Below are 13,607 nucleotides of genomic sequence, written 5' to 3' on the forward strand. Positions count from 1 at the left end.
CCTGAAGCGAGCGTGAGAGGCGGGTGGCGATGGCCGCACAACGAGAACCGCGCCGGCGGGGGCCGCGCATACGCACCCGGCGCACCATGCGTCCGCGCACCACGGGACGAACGGCGCCCCCCCGGAGACCGATCCGGCGACCGTCCCGGCTGCCGGCCCGACACCCCGCGCGGCAACCGGGCCACGCGCATGCTGCGGTTCCTCCTCGACTGTCTCAACCCGGGGAGCGAAGGGATCCCCCCGGCGCGGCGATGGGCGACCCTGGCTCTCGCGGGAATTCTCACGGTGGCCGCCGTCGTGGTCGGCGTCTGGGTGCAGGCCGCCGCTCCGGTCGCCGACCATCTGTTCGCCGGCGAGGACCAGGCCCAGGACCGCGCGGACAGCGGGAAGCCGCCGTTCGAGCAGACCGATCCCGTCCATGACTGGGAAGGAAACGGCAAAGGCGGTGAGCACGAGAAGTGGGCTCTCGACCGTGTGCTCACCGCGGACGAGATCACGATGCTCAGGAGGTTCGGTTCCCTCGGCCCCAGTGGGGAGAGCGGACCCGCGCACAGCGCCCGGCTGGGCGCGTGGGCCAGGTCCGTGGGCGCCCGGCCCATTCTCAGCACCGGGGACGTAGGTGAGGTCGTGGTGAAGTTCCAGTTGCTGGGCACGCGGACCAAGCCCGTGGTCATCCATCGGCTACGAGCCGAGGTCATGGAATCCAGCTGCCGCAGGTCCAGAGTGAGGACGATCATCGGCCATGTCTCGCAGGGCGGCGGCGAAGCCGCGCAGGTGTACTTCGACCTCGATGATCCGAAGCCCGTCGCCTCCCTGATCGGTGCACCAACGGAGTCGGAGGAGGAATACGACGACAAGCGTTTCGAATCGCTGAGTGCCGGCGGACAGCCTTCCGGATTCGTTGTCAGCGCCACATCCCGAAGGACTTGCGCATGGCAGATCGAGGCCGACTGGCAGGATTCGTTCGGGAAAGGGACCGCCATCATCGACGACAGCGGGAAACCCTTCACCCTTGAGGCGCCGGGGCCGGATGTCGAGCACTTCGCCGAATGGGATGGCGACTTTGTTCCCCTTGACGAGTGGGCGAAGTAGAACCCCATCAGCCGGAGGAGGCCAGTCTGTCTGTTCACGCCGGAGTCCACCGAGCTGTGTGAGCTCGTGTGTGCGCCGTCGTGCGGCGCGCTGCGGACGGGGCTGGTGACGAGCGGCGGTTGTCCGTGGCGGGGGTGTCACCCAGGCCAGTGATGGCCCGCGTCATGGACTGGTCGGGGCATGGTGGTCGTTGGGCACCATCACCCGAGCCAGCCAGGCGAACCGCCGCCGCAGTGACGTCGGACCAGTCCGGTGCGTCGAGATAGACCTCGTCGGGAGCATCGGCGCCCACCGCGTCCTGGACCGTGTCGTAGGCAGCGCCAAGACGGGCCATCAGCTCGACCTCCTCCTCGGTCCGCAGACACCGCCCACGCCCTCCTCGCCCTCGACGACCACCCCGGGGCTCTCCGAGAGCTCCTGGTGATCGCTTCCTTCTCGGCCGAAGAAGTCGCCCACGCGGAGGAGCCGCAAGCCCCGAACCGACGGGGACGGTGTACGGGGACCTGCTGCGTCTGTACCTGAGGAGCGACAACCAATCGAACGACGTTTCCCCCCTCTGCGACCACACCCCAAGATCTGTGCCAGAACCCACAACTCGGCGAGGAATGGCGCACCGCGGACGCCGCGGACGCACATCCACTGCCGCTACCTGGTCGATCTCACCAACTGGTAGCGAAGGGGCTGGTGACGGCTTCGTGTTCTGCGGCCTCGCTGTCGAGGATCGGGCTCGTCGCTTGGTACGGGTGCCGCGCTACTCCACGGCTCGGTGTTCCACCCAGGCTTGTGCGGTCGCCTCCATGTCGCGCAGCCATGTCTGCGCGGGGAGGCGTTCCGCGCGCCTGCGGAACATGCGGAGGTTGGCGTGGTCGAACGCGTCGATGCTTCGGTGTCCGATGCCGTGGACGCCGGACACACCCCGGCCACGACGTGTTCCGCCGTGGCCGGGGTGTGTCCGGCTGCGGTGAGTTGGAGGACACAAGCCCCTCCACCGCGCCTGGTTCGGCTTCGCCGCCCGCATCTTCAACCGGGACCGCACGATCGACCGGACCGGGGTCTTCGGCTTCGACACCCTCCTGCGCAAAGCCCAGGAGCAGCACGCCCAGGGGTTTCGAGGTCTTCGTCATCCTCGACGCCGAGGGCGGCTCCCAGACCCGTCTCCAGCAGGACCCCCGGCTACAAGGCGCAGCGGTCCGGCCCGGTCCCGGGGTTGATGGATTCGCTTCCGCTGGTCAAGGCGGCTCTCGACCACGCCGGGGTTTAGTGGATCGCGCAGGGCGTGTGTCAGGCCGACGATGTGATCGCCACCCCCCACTGCCCGGGCGCGTGCCGCAGGTCGGCCGGTCGATGTCATGAGCTCGGACAAGGACTACATCCAGTTTCTCTGTGACGACGATCCCGCCGTCCGGCTGCGGCCGAGCCACTGCCGTCCTCGGCGGAGGTCAGCGACGCGCAGCGGAGGATGGCCGCACAGCTGATCGACGCCCTCACAGGCGAGTGGCATCCGGAGGAGTACGTGGACACCTACCGTGAACGGGTCGCGGCTTTGGTCGAGGCGAAGCGCAAGGGCGAGGCCGCCGAGAAGGGGCCCGACGCCGAAGGCCACCCCCGTGGTGGACCTGGTGGAGGCCCCTGCGGACGAGGCGAGGAGCCCCGAGGACACCGGTGCCAGAGCTACCGCCGTGCGAGGGCACGGCCGCACGCGGGAGGCGAGTGGCCGGGGCGGAGCGAACGGCGGTACGGCGAAGAAGCGCGACCCCTCGCCGCCCGGTCGCCGCGCGAGGAGCTGGAGGGACCGACGGGGGCGGAGCTGTACGAGAGGGCCGCCCGGGCCGGGGCGCCGGGGTGGTCCTACATGCGGCGGGGCGAACTCCTCCGGGCCCCGGCTGAGCGCCCGGGGCGGCGCAGCCCGCTTCCCCAGCGGACGCGCGCGGTGACCGGTCTCCGCCGTGTTGTCCGGCCGTCCGGGGTTCTCCGGTTGCGGTCCGTCCCGGCGGCTGGGCTGATGGAGACGGACCACCCCGCCCCCGGGTACCCGGCCCGTGCCCCGCGGCCACGACAGCGGCACGGCGGGGTGCGCACCAGGGCGGAGCCGACACGAGGAGGCCGGATGGGACAGCGGCCGAGCAGGTACCCGCGCCGCCGGGGACACCGGCAGCGGCGCGGCCGCTTGCGGCGGTGGACGGGACGGGCGTGGACCCGGTGGGCGTGGTGGCTGTGGGTCCTGCGCGCCGTCCGGCGCTGGAGACGCCGGTCACGGATCCGGAAGGCGGGACGACGCCCGTGACGCCGATGGGGCCGCCTGGCCGCAGCACTGCGGGCGCCCGCGGTGTGCGGGTCGGATCCCGCTCGGGACCCGGCCGCCCGGGGCTCGTTCAGGCGACGCCGCCAGTGATCGCTGGTGGCGTACGCATCGGGGTCGGTGGCCCGCCGGTTTATCGGTGGCGCCGTAGCCCCGCAGGTCAGGACAGATCACCGTGTGGTCGTCGGCGAGCCTCTCGGCTACGTGTCGCCACATGAGGTGGGTCTGGGGAAATCCGTGCAACAGCACGACCGGGCTGCCGCTGCCGCCTACACCCACAACCACCTCCGTCGCCCCGACCCCGGATCCCTTGCGACCGGGGAGTCCACCGTGGCGGAGCGCCGGGTGTGGCACGCCCTCACCGGCCACCCCGACACGGGGACGGCCGCGCGGTCCCTCGGCCACGAGGAAACAGCCGTCGCCACCATCGTGGACACGCTCCTCGTACGGACCGGAGCCCGCAGCGTGCCGCATCTGATCACCCACGGACACGCCCTCGGGATCCTGAGCACGGGCGGGGTCGACCCCGGGACCGATCTCGCCACGATCGCCCTCCCCGGCCTGTCCCGCGCCCTGCTCCAACGGGCCGAACAAGCCGAACCCGGCTTCCCCTCGGGTGGCGGGCCGTGAGGCGTACGGACTCATCTCCCCCATCTCCTGGCCGCCGCGCAGTCGGAGGGTCGGCACGGCGGCAGCGGGATGGCCTCGAAAGAGGCTTCGGGACGACGGTCGGGCGACGGTGGACGCCGCGGATTGGGACAGTGCATCGGCTGACCAGGTGCGATAGGGAGCGTGGTAGATTCTGGCGATGTTCGAAAGTGGCGATTCGGCCCGCGCGTCCACATCCAGCTCGATGCAGAGCATGCACAGGGCTATGCAGATGCTTGAATATCTCGCCGAAAAGCCGATGCGGGCGACAGAACTCGCGGAACGCACGTCCTCGAAATGGGCGACGGCCCACCGCACGCTCGCGTACCTCCGCGAACACGGATTCGTGCATCGGGACGAGGCGACCGGACTGCATTACGTCGGTCGCCGGCTCTTCGCGATCGGGTCCTCGTACCTGAGCGAGCACCCTCTTTTCCACACAGGCGAACCGCTCATGCGGAACGCTGCTGATCGTGTGGGCGGATTTGTTCAGATCGCCGAGCGCGAGGCGTATGCGTCCATCGCGATCGCGAGTGTCGAACCGCGCAATCCGGTTGCCAGTCTCTCCTACGGCAATACCTATCGACCGTACCCGCTGCACATCGGTGCCCGGGGGCTGGTTCTCCTGGCCTTCGCCCCGGCCGATTTCAGCGATGCCTACATCGGCCATTTCGCGTCGGTCGAGGACGATGAGACCGGCATCGGCGACACCGCCGCGTTGTACTCCGTCCTTGAGTCTGCGAGGAACTCGGGGTCGGTGACCACGGACCACGACATCACTGCGGCGACGACCGCGACCGCCGCTCCCGTACGCAATGCCGAAGGCGTGGTCGTGGCGTCCGCGTCCGTTGTGAAGGGGCGCGGGGACGGCCACGATCCTGCGCAGGTCCGGGAAGTGACGCTCGGTCTGGCCGTATCACTGTCCCAACTGCTGGGGTGGCGGGGGAAAGTGGCGCCTCGTTGATCGGGCGGGAGCGCAGGGGCACGTTGTTCGGCGTCCTCACCGAGGGCGCGCCGACAGCACCCCCGGCCCCCAGTGTGTGCCCCCGTGGGTGCCCTTGAGGGAATGACTTCCGGTGGGGCCGCCCACGGGGCCGTGCCTTCTGTGGTGGAGCGACATTCCGGACGGCGGACGACCGGGTCCGTCCACTACCGACCGCCGGGGGTGGGCACCCGGGTCAGCGGGCGCCGTTCGTGCGGGGCCAGGGGGCGCCGTCGGCCACGAGTGCCTGGTGGCGGATGAGGGCGCGGGGTGCGTCGACGGCCAGGGCGGCTGTGGCCCGCCCGTGCCGGGTGTAGACGGCGACCAGACCGGATTCCCCGGGTGCGCCGGCGAGGATGTCGACGTCGTCCTCGGGGTCGGGGGCCCCCACCAGTTGCGTGCGCGTACCGAACTGGTCCGTCCAGAAGGAGGGCAGCGCGTCGAGTCGTGACACGGCCTCGCCGTCGGCGGCGACAGCACCGGCGACGATGTTCTCCGCCACGACGGTCGCCTGCGGGCTGACGTGGTTCCAGTGTTCCGACCGCACGGGGCGGCCGTGCCGGGGGGAATGCCACCTGGCCGCGTCCCCGAGCGCGAGAACGCCGGCGACGGACGTGCGGCCCGCGTCGTCGCAGACCACCCCGTTGTCCACGTCCACGCCCGACCCCCGCAGCCAGTCGGTCGCGGGGACTCCGCCGAATCCGATGACCACCAGATCCGCGTCGAGGACGCGGCCGTCGGTCAGCCGGACGCCGGAGACATGATCGTCGCCGACCAGCCCTGCCACGCCCGTGCCGAGTTCCAGCACGGTGCCCCGGGCCCGGTGCAGTTGGGCGAAGTGGTTGCCGACGACGGGGCCCAGGACAGTGCACATCGGGGCGGGCTGGAGATCGACGACGGTCACACTGCGGCCGAGGGAGCGGGCGCTCGCCGCGACCTCGCAGCCGATGAAGCCGGCCCCCAGGACGACGACGTTCGTCGCGGTCGCCAGGTCGGTGCGGACCGCGAGGGCGTCGTTCAGGGTGCGTAGCACGTGGACGCCGCGCAGGTCCGCGGGGAACGGCGGTCGGCGGGCGGCGGAGCCCGTCGCGATCACGACGACGTCCGCCTCGACCGACGATCCGTCGTCGACGGTCACGCTCTTCCTTCCGGTGGCGACGCTCAGCCCCGTGGCCCGGCGCCCGGTGCGCAGGTCTAGCCCGAGGTCGGCCACCTCCTCCTCGGTCATCAGGTACAGCGACTCGGGTTCGGCGAGACCGGTGAGCAGGTCCTTGGACAGCTGGGTGCGGTCGTAGTGGGCGCGCGTCCTCTCCGCCCCGATCACCGTCACCCCACCCTCGTAGCCGAGCCGGCGCAGCTCCTGTGCGAGGGACATGCCTCCGAGGGAGCCACCGACGATCGTCACGTTCTCGGGCCGGGCCATCAGCCGGTCACCTGAAGGGCGCGGGCGGGGCAGGACCGCACGGCACGCTCGGTCTTGGCACGCAGCTCGTCACCCGGCTCGTCGTCGAGCACGACGACCCGGTTCTCGTCCTCGTCCAGTTCGAACACCGCGGGGGCCTCCAGCATGCAGCTGCCGTAGCCGCGGCATTTGTCGAGATGGGCGATCACTTTCATGGCAGTACCTCTGATCTTTCGCATACGCCGGTGCACCTTCGGATGCGCCGAATCATCGGGGACGACGTGAGGGGAGGCGGCCTCGTCAGCCGAGGAGGTAGCCGCCGTCGATCGGCAGGACGGTGCCGGTGATGTAGCGGGACCGGTCGTCGGCGAGAAAGACGATCCCGTCGGCGACCTCGTCAACCGTGCCGGGCCGCCGCATGGGAATCACGCCGCCGACGGGCGGCGGCTCGTTCGGGATGTCCCCGGCCCGCGCGTCGGCACGCAGTGCGACTGCGCTGGTCTCGAAGAGCCGGGTCGGTATCCAGCCGGGTGCGACCGCGTTGACGCGTACCCCTTGGGCCGCGACCTCGGCGGCCACCTTCTGGGTGAGGCCCACCACGGCGTGTTTGGACGCGATGTACGCGGCGCCGCCGCCCCGGGGGACGAGCCCGGCGGACGAGGCCACGGTGATGACGCTGCCCCGCCGCCGCCCGACCATGGCGGGAAGCGAGGCACGCAGGACATTGACGGTCCCCTGGACGTTCACCCGGAGCACCACCTCCCAGATGGCATCGGAGAGTTCCGCGAAGGACTGGTTCTGGTCGAAGATGCCGGCGGCGTGCACCACCACGTCCAAGGGGCCCAGTTCGTCCTCGGCGGCGCGGACCGCGTCCGCGACGGCGGTCCCGTCCGTGACGTCCACCGCGTATGCCGCGGCTGTCGAGCCGGAGGACCGGATCTCGTCCGCGGTCTCCTTCGCCCCGCAGCCGGACAGGTCCACGGCCGCGACGGCGTATCCGGCGCGACCGAGCGCGCGGGCGGTGGCGGCTCCGATCCCGCTGGCGGCTCCGGTGACCAGCGCTGTGCGCCCAGGGGTGACGGGCGCGCTCATGACCCGGCCGGCTTCTTGACGCGCAGGAGGTCGAATTCGGTGCCGGTGCCGCTGGCGAGGGCGCCCCCGTACACCACGCGGGCCGCGACGAGATCCTGGAGCGCCGTCCCGACGGACTTGTAGACCACGATGTCCGTGGGGTTGTCGCGGCGTGCCCCGTTCGTGGCGAGTTCCGCGAGCGACCTCATCTTGCCGTCGAGCACACCGGCGTCATCCGCGGCGATCAGGTCACCGGACTCGCCACGGGCCTGTTCGGGGGCGTCACTGACGACGAGGGAGGCGCGGGCGATCACCTCGACGTCGAGCTCGCGCAGGGCGGGCATCGTGGAGCCGATCGACAGGACCGTCGCACCGGGTCCGAGCCAGCCCCCGCGCAGGGCCACCCGTCCGGTACCCATTCCGGTGTTCGTCGCCACGATCACCACCGTGGCCGAGGCGGCCTCCTCGGCCGCGTCCACCGGGGCGACGGCGATGCCGAGCCGTTCGGCCATACGCGCGGCGAACCGCTCGCGCCGCTCGGTGTTGGGGCTGAACACCGAGACCTTCGCGACTTCGATGGCGGCGCAGACGCCTTCGAGATTGGTCTCGGCCTCCAGTCCGGAGCCGATCAGCCCGACCTCGACCGGGCCGACGGGTCCGAGCAGACCCGCCGCCACCCCGGTCGCGGCGCCCGTCCGGGCGGCGGTGAGGTAGGCGCCGTCCAACTGGGCCAGCAGTTCGCCCGACGCCTCGTCGTAGAGGCCGATGAGGTACTGGACACCGCCAGCGGCGACCTGGTTGAACACTTTGAAGCCCATCACGCCGGCGCCGCCGACGATCCCGGGCATGAGGCGGAAGAATCCCGGTTGCGCATCCAGGTTGATGCGGTCGGGGAGTCGGACCCCGCCTCGGGCCTCGACCCGGTACCCGTCGCGCAATGCGTTGACGAGCTGGTCCATCCGGAGGGAGGCGCGGACCTGGTCGTCCGTCAGAAGAAGCATGTTCGGCAACTTTCTCGATGGCGGCAATGTCGCTGTCGGGTCAGAGGTGGGACGGGTCGGACTCGGGCCCGAAAGGCTGGTCGAGGAAGTGGGAGAACACGTCCGGCGACTGCCAGCTGATGCTTTCGAGGGCGAGGGGATCGAGGCGTACGCGATGGCCCAGGCGCAGTGACCGGATCTCGACCCGGTGACCGTTCGGGGTCCTGATCTTGCTGATCCGCACGGCCGTGAATTCGTTGATCACGGTGAATTCGGCCTCGACGATGCTGTCGTCGTCGAGGGGTGCGACCGTATGGGGCAGGTCGCCGCCCGGCACTCAGATCACCATCCGCAGATGGGGCAGCCGGATGACGCTCTCGTCGTAGACGGTGGTGCGGCTCACCAGGCCCCAGCCGTCCGGGCGGCGCCGTACGAGGTCGTGTCGTCCCGCGGGGGCGATGACGGCGGGCTGCGACTGGTGGACGACGCTGACCAGCACATTGCTGTCGATCATGTACTCGCCGTCCCGCTCACCGGGCTCCGCGACGACATTGGTGACGAAGCGGCGGATGCGGTGCAGCGGCACCTCGCCCCAGGCGAAGTCGATGTGGTCCGGTTCGAAGCGGCGCGCCCACAGCGAGGCCAGCGAGTCCCGCGACTCGTCCACCAGATACGCGCCGGGGAAGGTCGGCGCCAGCGACGGGTCATCGCGGGTGACGGTGACCGGGACGCGGTAGACGAACTCGTCCTCCAGGAGAGGAAGCCAGTTCGGGTAGTCGTAGGCGTCCAGGAGTCGCGCTTCGATGTCGTAGAAGTGGCGCAGTGAGCTCGACGTGTCGGCGTCCACGGCCCGGAACCGGGGGAGCCGGCCGGTGTGTGTGCTCATCGGGTCGTCCTCCGACCCGTTCCGGTGGAAACGAATGTCTCGTCGTTCATCAGCTCGGCCCAGCGGCGGTACAGTTCCCGCTGGTTCGTCTCGGAGTGATCGATGTCGTAGACGTCCCCGGGCCAGGTCTTCTCCGTGTCCTTCGGCGCGGAGAGGCCGCCCTCGTAGACGAAGTCCGTCGCGCGTGCGACCGATCCGCGGCTCATGTCCGCGACGCTCGTCCAGTTCTGTAGATCGTCGGTGTCGAAGATGCCGGCCAGGCCGACCATCCTCAGGTTGGCCCGGAGTGAGTGCGCGCGCTGCTCGTCGTCGTACCAGCTGGGCACCAGTGCCCAGAGCATGAGCTCGCTGTGCATGCTGTCGATCGGCTGCCACACGCGGAACTGGACGTACGACACGGCCGGCGTGTCGTCACCGGAGCTGAGGGAAGCGGCGTCGATGAGCGACAGGTTCGGGAAGATGTTCCCGTGGAGGACGGACTGGCGTGACATCAGGTCGATCTGGCCGGGCTCCAGTCCCTGTGCCATCTCCTGCCACTTGTCGGGCGGGTAGCCGAAGAACATCGGCTCGGTCCCGGGCAGGTCGTAGTGCTGCACACGGAACGCGTGGCCGTTTCCGGCGACGATGCACCGGCCGCGCATTTCGGCCATCGAGACACCGTCCAGTTGTGGGAAGGCGTCGGTGTTGAGGTAGGTGCCCAGTTCGATCGGGCTCTGATGGGTGGTCGCGAGGTGGTATCCGTCTCCGGCGAAGTTCTCCGAACCGAGCTTCCAGTTGGTCCGGACCCGGGCGCGCGCCGGTGGGCCGACCGCCACCAGGTCACCGGCCTTGTCGAGGACTCCCTTGAGGTACCACGCGGCCGGCCCCAGTTCCTCGGTGAGGGGCGGCGCGTCCGGGTTCCAGCTCGCGAACACGAGTCCGTGGAAGCTCTCCACATGAGGAACGCGGACCAGGCCGAACGCCGACTTGTCGAACGACGGCTCGAAGACCTGCTTGCGTTCCGGGACCCCTTTGAGGTCACCCGAGTTGGAGAAGGTCCAGCCGTGGTAGCTGCACCGGAAGTGCGAGGAGTTGCCGAGGTCGGCACGGCATAGCTGAGTCCCTCGATGTGTGCACGAGTTGAGGAACGCCCGGATCTCCCCCCGCTCGTCGCGGGTCACGATGACGTCCTCGCCACCCAGGTTCCGCGTGACGTAGTCACCGGGTTGGGCGATCTCGCTCTCGTGCGCCACGAAGAGCCAGCATCGGCGGAAGATGCGCTCCATCTCCAGTTGAAACTCGTCGTCGCCCCAGTACGACTGTCGGCTCACACGGGTGTCGGTCGTTTTCGCCCTGATCATCTGCAGACTCCTGTCGTCCAGCGCAGCACAGGCGTTATCCACATAGTGGATACATCATCCATTTAGCGGGTGCGGTGAAGCTACAACCGCGATTGACGGGTGTCAACGCCTGCGGGAGTGCACGGAAAAGCCCCGCTTTACCCCTCGGACCCCCACGAGCCGCAAGGACGCCGGATCGGGAGCGAGTGGCGCACGACCAGGTCACGCCGAGACGGAAAGAGCAACCCGCCGACGAACCATTGACCCACCCCAGAGTGGTTGCTAGCCTCCGCAAACATCCACCACGTGGGTACTGTATCCACTATGTGGATATCCATATGCGCTGCAGATCCGCGCCCCCCCTACGAATGGAGTCCGTCCATGAGCTACTCACGCCTCGAAGCCCGCGAGTGGGCCAAGCGGAACATGACCGGCATCTGCGGATGTGTGATGCCGACCTTCACCAGCGATCTGGCCAGGATCAACGAACGTGCCGTCCGACATGACGTCGACATGGAAAAGAACATGGGCATGTCCAGCACGCTCATCGTGTCGGAGTGCGGCACCTCCTTCGAGGAGCTCCTCCAGGTCACCGAGATCGCGATCGACGAGGCCGGGGACGAGCTGCAGACCGTGGTCCACGCCGCGCTGCCGACCCTGGAGGACAACATCCGTCTGGTCCAGGAGTCGGAGAAGCGAGGGGCGACCTTCGTCCTCCTGTCGTACCCGCTGACCTTCTACCCGGCGACCGAGCAGGAGGTCTTCGACTACACCAAGGCCGTGGCCGACAGCACCAACCTCGGCGTCATCATCTTCGCGATGCACCTGTGGAACTTCCGCCGGCTGCACCCGAGTCACTTCTCAGCGCGGTTGATCGGCCGGATGATCGAAGAAATCCCGAACGTCGTCGCCGTGAAGAGCGAGGTCGGCGGTCCGGGAGTGGGCGGCATCGCCGAGATCTTCCACCGGTACCGGGACCAGGTCATCGTCATGGACCCGATCGAGTCCAACTCCCCCGCGTGGCACTCGATGTACGGGATGCAGTGGATGGGGACCTCGAACTACGAGGCGTACGGGCCCTGGGTCGCCCGCTACTTCACCCTCATGCGCGAGGGGAGGTTCGACGACGCAATGGAGATCTACTGGAGGATCCACCCGGTGCGCGAGGCGGACTCCGCCGCCGTCGGGCAGGCCGTGGCCGGCACCGCCATGGTCCACCGCTACCTGTGGAAGTACCAGGGGTGGCTCAACGGCTTCAACGGCGGACCCATGCGCGCACCGCTGTCGCGCATCAACGACGGGCAGATGGCACAGCTCCGCGCCGCTGCCGTGGCCGCCGGACTCGACGTCACGGACTCCCCGGACAGCGAGTTCTTCGCCGGCCGCAACCCGGCCTGACGCTCTCCCGCGACACGTAGCGAAGGATCCCCGATGACGACGTCCATCCCCTCGCCGTACTCCGATCTCATCATCGGCACGGCGCCCCCGAATCGCCGACGCGACACGATCGACGTGCTCGACCCCTCCTCCGGCGAGCTGCTGAGCAGCGTCCCCGACGGCACCGTCGGCGACGGGCTCGCCGCTGTCGACGCGGCAGCGCAGGCATTCCCTTCCTGGCGGGCGACCAGCCCACGAGAGCGGGCCGAGATCCTCCGCCGCTGCTGGGAGTTGATGACCGAACGCAAGGACGAGATCGCCCGGCTCATCTCGTCGGAGAACGGCAAGACACTCTCCGACGCCCTGGGGGAAGTCGTCTACGCGGCCGAGTTCTTCCGGTGGTACTCCGAGGAAACGGTACGGACGACGGGCCAGCTCGGCACCTCGCCGAACGGGGCCAACCAGATCATGGTGTCCTACGAGCCGATCGGGGTCGCCGTGCTGATCACCCCGTGGAACTTCCCGGCTGCCATGGCCACCCGGAAGATCGCACCGGCCCTGGCAGCCGGTTGCCCGGTCGTCCTCAAGCCCGCCTCGGAGACCCCGCTCACCAGCTACCTCATCGCACGGATCTGCGCAGAGGCGGGGGTTCCGGACGGTGTCATCAATGTCGTCACCACGAGCCGTTCCGGCGAGGTGGTGCGCGCGATGATCCACGACCCGCGGGTGCGGGCCCTGTCGTTCACCGGCTCCACCGAGGTGGGACGCGTCTTGCTGCGCGAGGCCGCTGACACGGTCCTCAAGTCCAGCATGGAACTGGGTGGCAACGCACCCTTCATCGTGCTCGACGACGCCGACCCGGACCAGGTCGTCGACGGCCTGATGATCGCCAAGATGCGCAACGGCGGACAGGCATGCACCGCCGCCAACCGAATCTACGTGCACCGCTCACTGGTCGGGAAGGTCTCCCGACTGCTGGCCGACCGGTTCGCCGAACTGGTCATCGGCCCGGGGACCGACCCGGCGACCGGGTGCGGGCCGCTGATCAACGACCGCGCTGTCGACAAGGTGGCCTCCCTGGTCGAGTCGGCGGTGGCCGCCGGGGCACGGGTCCTCGTCGGCGGCGAACGTCCGCCGCGTGAAGGTTCGTTCTACCCGCCCACGGTCCTGGTCGACGTCCCGCCCCAGGCGGACATCGTCCGCGAGGAGGTCTTCGGTCCGGTCGCCACCCTCATCGCCTTCGACTCCGACGACGAGGTCGTCCGCGCCGCCAACGACACCCACCTCGGACTCGCGGCTTACGTCTACACCTCCGACCTGCGGCGCGGCCTGCGGATGGCCGGCGAACTCGAAGCCGGGATGGTCGCCGTCAACCGCGGGCTGCTCTCCGACCCCGCGGCACCGTTCGGCGGCGTCAAGGAGAGCGGCCTCGGCCGTGAGGGCGGTTCCGAGGGAATGCTCGAATTCATGGAATCGAAGTACATCGCCACCTCCTGGTGACCGCGGTCGGCCTTTCGGCAAGAAAGCGAGAATCACATGCCCATTCCCGTC

General features: G+C 69.4%; 14 protein-coding genes and 1 pseudogene. 6 read left to right on the top strand and 9 right to left on the bottom strand.

The window, feature by feature from the left end; translation table 11 throughout:
* Positions 1-285: 285 nt before the first annotated feature.
* Complete coding sequence (locus ACH4S7_RS20520) at positions 286-1,092, top strand: hypothetical protein (protein WP_398522638.1); 807 nt, start codon at positions 286-288, stop codon at positions 1,090-1,092.
* Between the two features lie 190 nt (positions 1,093-1,282).
* Positions 1,283-1,516, top strand: a complete 234-nt coding sequence (locus ACH4S7_RS20525) for a hypothetical protein (protein WP_398522639.1) — start codon at positions 1,283-1,285, stop codon at positions 1,514-1,516.
* A 327-nt stretch (positions 1,517-1,843) separates the two neighbouring features.
* Here ACH4S7_RS20525 and ACH4S7_RS20530 read toward each other — a convergent pair whose 3' ends face one another.
* Positions 1,844-2,005 (bottom strand): hypothetical protein, encoded by a 162-nt coding sequence (locus ACH4S7_RS20530; protein ID WP_398522640.1) that lies wholly within the window; start codon positions 2,003-2,005, stop codon positions 1,844-1,846.
* Between the two features lie 1,512 nt (positions 2,006-3,517).
* Positions 3,518-3,676, bottom strand: a pseudogene (locus ACH4S7_RS20535) (alpha/beta fold hydrolase); the annotation flags it as partial.
* Between ACH4S7_RS20535 and ACH4S7_RS20540 the strand changes: the two are divergent.
* On the top strand, positions 3,629-4,021 hold the full coding sequence (locus ACH4S7_RS20540) for a hypothetical protein (protein ID WP_398522815.1): 393 nt from the start codon (positions 3,629-3,631) through the stop codon (positions 4,019-4,021). The pseudogene ACH4S7_RS20535 and the gene ACH4S7_RS20540 sit on opposite strands and share 48 nt — an antisense overlap.
* 178 nt (positions 4,022-4,199) lie before the next feature.
* Positions 4,200-5,003 (top strand): IclR family transcriptional regulator, encoded by an 804-nt coding sequence (locus ACH4S7_RS20545; RefSeq protein WP_398522641.1) that lies wholly within the window; start codon positions 4,200-4,202, stop codon positions 5,001-5,003.
* A gap of 214 nt (positions 5,004-5,217) precedes the next feature.
* On the opposite strand, the gene ACH4S7_RS20550 is transcribed toward ACH4S7_RS20545, so the two are convergent.
* From ACH4S7_RS20550 to ACH4S7_RS20580, 7 genes are all read right to left on the bottom strand, one after another.
* Entirely contained in the window at positions 5,218-6,444 is a 1,227-nt protein-coding gene (locus ACH4S7_RS20550; protein WP_398522642.1) for an NAD(P)/FAD-dependent oxidoreductase, read from the bottom strand.
* Positions 6,444-6,662, bottom strand: coding sequence for a ferredoxin (locus ACH4S7_RS20555; protein WP_398522643.1), 219 nt, complete (start codon positions 6,660-6,662; stop codon positions 6,444-6,446). Before ACH4S7_RS20555 ends, ACH4S7_RS20550 begins: the two co-directional genes overlap by 1 nt.
* Before the next feature lie 61 nt (positions 6,663-6,723).
* Complete coding sequence (locus ACH4S7_RS20560) at positions 6,724-7,515, bottom strand: SDR family NAD(P)-dependent oxidoreductase (RefSeq protein WP_398522644.1); 792 nt, start codon at positions 7,513-7,515, stop codon at positions 6,724-6,726.
* Positions 7,512-8,495, bottom strand: coding sequence for an ornithine cyclodeaminase family protein (locus tag ACH4S7_RS20565; protein WP_398522645.1), 984 nt, complete (start codon positions 8,493-8,495; stop codon positions 7,512-7,514). Before ACH4S7_RS20565 ends, ACH4S7_RS20560 begins: the two co-directional genes overlap by 4 nt.
* A gap of 40 nt (positions 8,496-8,535) precedes the next feature.
* The gene (locus ACH4S7_RS20570) at positions 8,536-8,811 is read right to left on the bottom strand and encodes a hypothetical protein (RefSeq protein ID WP_398522646.1); all 276 of its coding nucleotides are present in this window, start codon (positions 8,809-8,811) and stop codon (positions 8,536-8,538) included.
* The gene (locus ACH4S7_RS20575; RefSeq protein WP_398522647.1) at positions 8,812-9,360 is read right to left on the bottom strand and encodes an aromatic-ring-hydroxylating dioxygenase subunit beta; all 549 of its coding nucleotides are present in this window, start codon (positions 9,358-9,360) and stop codon (positions 8,812-8,814) included.
* The gene (locus ACH4S7_RS20580; protein WP_398522648.1) at positions 9,357-10,700 is read right to left on the bottom strand and encodes a Rieske 2Fe-2S domain-containing protein; all 1,344 of its coding nucleotides are present in this window, start codon (positions 10,698-10,700) and stop codon (positions 9,357-9,359) included. The genes ACH4S7_RS20575 and ACH4S7_RS20580 overlap by 4 nt, the downstream gene beginning before the upstream one ends.
* Positions 10,701-11,060: 360 nt before the next feature.
* On the opposite strand from ACH4S7_RS20580, the gene ACH4S7_RS20585 reads away from it, so the two are divergent.
* Together ACH4S7_RS20585 and ACH4S7_RS20590 are read left to right on the top strand one after the other, a co-directional pair.
* Positions 11,061-12,077 carry a dihydrodipicolinate synthase family protein gene (locus ACH4S7_RS20585; RefSeq protein WP_398522649.1) on the top strand — a complete coding sequence of 339 codons (1,017 nt, stop codon included), beginning with the start codon at positions 11,061-11,063 and terminating at the stop codon, positions 12,075-12,077.
* A gap of 33 nt (positions 12,078-12,110) precedes the next feature.
* A complete protein-coding gene (locus ACH4S7_RS20590; protein ID WP_398522650.1) occupies positions 12,111-13,556 on the top strand; it encodes an NAD-dependent succinate-semialdehyde dehydrogenase in 1,446 nt (481 codons plus the stop codon).
* The last annotated feature ends 51 nt before the right edge of the window (positions 13,557-13,607 follow it).

Origin of the sequence: Streptomyces sp. NPDC020965, assembly GCF_044333555.1 — a bacterium.
Lineage (GTDB): Bacteria > Actinomycetota > Actinomycetes > Streptomycetales > Streptomycetaceae > Streptomyces.